The organism is Mesorhizobium sp. M7A.F.Ca.CA.002.15.2.1 (genome assembly GCF_003998715.1).
Lineage (GTDB): Bacteria > Pseudomonadota > Alphaproteobacteria > Rhizobiales > Rhizobiaceae > Mesorhizobium > Mesorhizobium ciceri.
Genome location: NZ_RZPI01000397.1, coordinates 1 through 5,160, shown reverse-complemented (window position 1 = coordinate 5,160; position 5,160 = coordinate 1). Strand labels below are relative to the sequence as shown.

At 62.8% G+C, this 5,160-nt stretch carries 2 protein-coding genes and 5 pseudogenes; 6 read left to right on the top strand and 1 reads right to left on the bottom strand.

From position 1 onward, the window contains the following. From ENZ74_RS34475 to ENZ74_RS20845, 6 genes and pseudogenes are all read left to right on the top strand, one after another. Positions 1 to 262: pseudogene (locus ENZ74_RS34475) on the top strand (IS66 family insertion sequence element accessory protein TnpB); the annotation flags it as partial. Then, a pseudogene (tnpB, locus tag ENZ74_RS20860) lies at positions 259 to 611 on the top strand (IS66 family insertion sequence element accessory protein TnpB). The pseudogenes ENZ74_RS34475 and tnpB, both read left to right, overlap by 4 nt. 69 nt (positions 612 to 680) lie before the next feature. Next, positions 681 to 1,998: pseudogene (locus ENZ74_RS20855) on the top strand (IS66 family transposase); the annotation flags it as partial. A gap of 49 nt (positions 1,999 to 2,047) precedes the next feature. Then, positions 2,048 to 2,350 (top strand): hypothetical protein, encoded by a 303-nt coding sequence (locus ENZ74_RS34470; protein ID WP_063169337.1) that lies wholly within the window; start codon positions 2,048 to 2,050, stop codon positions 2,348 to 2,350. Beyond that, the gene (locus ENZ74_RS20850; RefSeq protein ID WP_063169338.1) at positions 2,337 to 4,400 is read left to right on the top strand and encodes a recombinase family protein; all 2,064 of its coding nucleotides are present in this window, start codon (positions 2,337 to 2,339) and stop codon (positions 4,398 to 4,400) included. The genes ENZ74_RS34470 and ENZ74_RS20850 overlap by 14 nt, the downstream gene beginning before the upstream one ends. A gap of 28 nt (positions 4,401 to 4,428) precedes the next feature. After that, a pseudogene (locus ENZ74_RS20845) lies at positions 4,429 to 4,621 on the top strand (transposase domain-containing protein); the annotation flags it as partial. Between the two features lie 44 nt (positions 4,622 to 4,665). Here ENZ74_RS20845 and ENZ74_RS35240 read toward each other — a convergent pair. Next, positions 4,666 to 5,003 (bottom strand): annotated as a pseudogene (locus ENZ74_RS35240) (IS110 family transposase); the annotation flags it as partial. Between the last annotated feature and the right edge of the window lie 157 nt (positions 5,004 to 5,160).

Here is a 5,160-nt window from a genome sequence, read left to right as displayed (position 1 = left end):
GCCGCAGCAGGTCGTCGCCTGGCGCCGCGAAGCGCGCGAACAGGCCGCTTCGGTGCAGCAAGATTCTCCTGCCTTTGTGCCGGCGGTTGTGGCGGCGGCGGAACCTGCAGCCAGCCGTTCACCGAAGCAGCGGAAACGGCAAGCCACCCGAGATGCCGGCATGATCGAGCTTGAGATCGACGGCATCGCGATGCGCGTCGGCCGGGGCGCCGATACCAAGACGGTGGCCGCAGTGATCCGCGCGCTGAAGGCGACGTCGTGATCGGGCCGACGGGTGCGGTCAAGGTCATGGTGGCGACGAAGCCCGTCGACTTCCGCAAGGGTGCGGAGGGATTGGCGGCGCTGGTGCGAGAGACAATGGGGGCCGATCCGTTCAGCGGGGCCGTCTACGTCTTCCGGGCGAAGCGGACTGACCGGATCAAGCTGATCTTCTGGGATGGCACCGGGGTTTGCCTGCTAAGCGTTTGGAGGATGGGGAGTTCCGCTGGCCGAAAGTGCATGACGGCATGATGCGGCTGACGGCCGCGCAGCTCTCGGCGCTACTCGAAGGTCTCGACTGGCGGCGAGTCCATGAGGCGCGCCGGACCCGCGTGCCAGCCCAGGCGGGCTGACCCGCGACGAAGTGAATCAGCCTAGATTCCGCTGTCGCGGGCTGTCGGCGAATATGGTCTGATCCGTTCATGGCGATGACGGCTGACCAGCTTCCCGACGATCCGGACGCGCTGAAGGCGATGGTCCTGGCGCACGACGTCGAGAATGCCCGTCTGATTCAGATCATCAAGGAATTGCAGCGTCACCGCTTCGGCCGGCGTGCCGAGACGCTCCCCGAGGATCAATTGCTGCTGGGGCTCGAAGAGGCGGAGCAGATCGAGGCCGCCGGTGAGGAAGAGAAGGAGCAATCTGCTCCCGCCGAGCGGCAAGCAAAGGCCACGAGGCGCCGGGCCAACCGGGGCGCGCTGCCACCCCATCTGCCGCGCGTGGAGATGGTCGTCGACATCGAGGACCATGCCTGCCCATGCTGCCGCAATGGCTTGCATCGGATCGGCGAGGACGTGAGCGAGCGGCTCGACATCGTTCCGGCGCAGCTGCGTGTAATCGTCGTGCGCCGGCCCAAATATGCCTGCCGCGCCTGCGAGGACGTCGTGGTTCAGGCTTCCGGCGCCGGCCCGGCTGATCGAGGGTGGTCTTCCGACCGAGGCAACGGTCGCCCAGGTGCTGGTCTCAAAATATGCCGATCACCTTCCGCTCTATCGTCAGGCGCAAATCTACGCCCGGCAGGGTATCAATCTCGATCGCTCTACGCTCGCCGACTGGGTCGGCCGCGCCGCCTGGCACCTGCGTCCGGTGCATGAGCGGCTGCTTGGCAAGCTGAAGTCCTCGGCAAAACTCTTCGCCGACGAGACGACCGCGCCGGTGCTCGATCCCGGCCGCGGCAAGACTAAGACAGGTCAACTCTGGGCCTATGCCCGCGATGACCGACGATGGGAGGGGAGCGACCCGCCGGGCGTCGCCTATGTCTATGCGCCGGACCGAAAGGCCGAGCGTCCGATCGCTCATCTCGCAGGCTTCACCGGAATCTTGCAGGTCGACGGCTATGGCGGCTATCGCGTGCTGGCCGACAAAAGCGGCGTCACGCTCGCCTTCTGCTGGGCGCATGTCCGTCGGCGCTTTTATGAACTGGCAGCAGCCGGTCCCGCGCCGATCGCCAGTGACGCGCTGAGACGGATCGCCGAACTCTACAAGATCGAGGATGACATCCGTGGCCGATCGGCCAACGAGCGCCGCGCGATGCGTCAGGACAAAAGCCGCGCCATCGTCGCCGATCTCGAACCCTGGCTGCGTGAGAAGCTCGGCCTGATCAGTCAGAAGACCAAGCTCGCAGAGGCAATCCGCTACACGCTCTCACGCTGGGAAGGCCTCTCGCACTTCCTTGACGACGGCCGCATCGAGATCGACAGCAACACCGTCGAACGCTCGATCCGTCCGATCGCAATCTCGGGGTCATTCTGCCCATGTTGGGCAGGAGGTCGAAGTCCCGTGCGCAGCAATGGATCTGGGCTCCCCGCGCGCGTCGCTTGCTGCACTGCTTGAACTGAACAAGCTCTTGATCCAGCGCCGTTTCCGGCGAGGCTCTCCGGATGGTTTCATCATCGGGGAGACTCAAAATGAGAACCTTGCCGCCACCGACACGATCTCTCGTGATCGTTCGCCAGCTCAGCATGCGCTCGACTCGCACAAGCTAGTCGGGCTGAGCGCAGCGCAACGAACGATCGTGATCGCCCGGCTCGCCAATGTGCTGATGGCCGCCGCCGGTATCGTGACGGAGGAGAGCCGCGATGACGAGCCGTAATCTGATTCCGGCCACCATCCTCAAGCGCAAGGCCGTTGTCTATGTACGTCAGTCCACGCAGGCGCAAGTGCAGCTCAATCTTGAGAGCCAGCGTCGGCAATATGAGCTGGTCGACGTCGCGCGGCGCTGGGGATTCCGCAAGGTTGAGGTGATCGACGAGGACTTGGGACGCACCGCAAGTGGAGCTGTGGAACGTCCCGGTTTCGAACGCCTGGTCGACGATCTGTGCACCGGTCATGTGGGCGCTGTGCTTTGCCTGGAGGCGTCCCGCCTGTCTCGCAACGGACCGGACTGGCATCGGCTGCTCGAGTTGTGCGGCGAAGTCGATGCACGGGTGATCGATCTGGACGGAGTCTACGATCCGGGACTGCCGAACGATCGCCTGCTGCTCGGCATGAAGGGGAGCATAAGCGAGTTCGAACTCGGGGTGCTGCGTGCTCGCATGTACGAAGCTGACCGCGCCAAGGCACAGCGCGGCGAACTGCGCATCTCTGTGCCCTTCGGCTACGTCTGGCACCGGGATTACGGTCTCGGGTTCGATCCCGATATACGCCTGCAGGAGACCATTCGCCTGATATTCGCGCGTTTCCGCGAACTCGGCAGTGCCCGCCAGGTCCTGATCTCGATGATCGACGATGGCGTGCATTTCCCCAGACCCTCCGACGGCAAGAAGATGGTGTCCTTCGCCTGGGTTCCGGTCCGCTACCGCAACGTGATCTCCGTCCTGAAGAACCCGTTCTACGCCGGCGCTTATGTCTATGGTAAGAGCGAGAAGCGCACCGAGATCGTGGATGGCCGCGTCCGCAAGAGCTATGGTCATTACAAGCCGGCCAGCGATTGGGCGGTGGTGCTCAAGGAGCATCACGAAGGCTATATCGGATGGAGCGAGTACGAACGGAACCAGGAACTTCTCGCCGCCAACGCCTATGGCAAAGCCGGCGGCGTCAAGTCGGGCCGCGGCGGTCGCGCGTTGCTCCCGGGTCTTCTCTCCTGTGGTCGATGCGGGCGAAGACTGGTTGTCACGTATGCCGGACGTGGCCAAGGTTACCCGGTCTATCGTTGCGAGAACACCATGATGGCGCAGGCGCGATGCATGTCGTTCAACGGCTTTCGCACCGATGCGGCGGTGGCCCGCGAAGCCTTGGAGGCGGTTGCGCCGATGGCGATCGAGGCGGCGTTGGAGGCTGAACAGATGCAGCTGGAGAGCGAAGCCAGGCGGCGGCAGATGATCGAGATGGACCTGCAGCAGGCACGCTATGAGGCATCGCTCGCCGAGCGCCGCTACGCCGCCTGCGACCCGGAGAACCGGCTTATAGCGGCCCAGCTCGAGAGGAACTGGGAAGCTAGGCTCAGGCGCGTGGAGACCTGCGAGGCCCGGCTCAGTGAAGTCCAGCGTATGGAGCCTGTCGACGCGATCCCTGACTTCACCGGCCTCGCCCAGGATCTCGAAGCCGCCTGGAATGCGCCGGGTGTCGATATGCGGTTCCGTCAGCAACTGCTGCGCGCGCTCATCAAGGACATTGTGGCGGACGTCGATGACGACGCGCGCGATGTGATCCTGACCATCCATTGGCATGGGGGCCAGCATTCCCAGGTAAGGGTTCGCAAGTCCAAATCCGGAGAGCATGGCCAGAGTACGCCTGAGGAGGCTCTGGCGGTCATGCGATCCATGGCAACGCGATGGTCGGATGCCGAAATCGCCGCCACACTCAACCGCATGGGCATGAAGACGGGTCAGGGAAAGACCTGGACGGCGCGACGCGTCCAATCCCTGCGCACGGTGCACAAGATCAGCGGCTATCGGTCTTCCGACAAGAACGGCGAGTGGCTTACCATGTCGGACGCGGCCGCGAAGCTTGGCGTGTCGCACGTCAAAATCCGCCGGTTCGTCAGGGACGGCATATTACCAGCCGAGCAGGTCATGCGCGGCGCGCCCTACCAGATCCGCGCCAGCGACCTTGAAGATGAACGGATCAAGGCCGATTTGGCGCGCAAATCTCCGCGTATCATCAACGACGATAATCAGAAATCGCTGTTTCCCGCCATTTGAAGAGGGGGTGCATAATGAATCAGTCTTCGCGCTCAACCGCAAGAACGCGCTCTTCGCAGGCTCTGACGGCGGCGCCGAACACTGGGCAGTCATCGCCTCGCTGATCGAAACCTGCAAGCTCAATGGTGTCGAACCGCTCGGCTTATCTCGCCGATGTCCTCACCAGGATCGTCAACGGCCACCCCAACAGCCAGATCGACGATCTCCTGCCTTGGGTCTACATCAACAAGCTCGAGCTCAAGGCCGTGGCCCGAGAATACCGCTTACTCTTGACATGCACGGGCCGGAACAGGTTAACCCGCATATCTGCGCGATGCCGCGAGCATGGTTGCGGTCGGTCTTGTTGACCTGTGCCTTGAGAACGCCTTGGAATGACGGGGCTCGATACAGGTCACGTAGTCCGGCTGCCGCCAGACCAACCATTGGGATAAGGGGCCGGCTTCAAGCCTGATCCGGGCGAGATTCCATGCGGGGTTCTTCAATGCGTCAGCAAGATCGTCCGGATGACTAGCAACCTTCATCTCTCGGCAAATTCGGCGCCCTTCTCACGATGCAAACGGTGGTCTCTTTCACGGAGACGTCCAGTCCGGCATAATTTTTCATGCTGCGCTTCCTTTCCTGATGCTTGTGGCTGTTCACACAGACCACGTTTTGTCATCATCTCGAAGCGCAGCACTTCAAAACAACCCGTTCAAGGCGGGGGGCAAAGCCGAATACCACAATCTAAACACCTAGCGATGCTGTTCAAATTCGCCTTGCC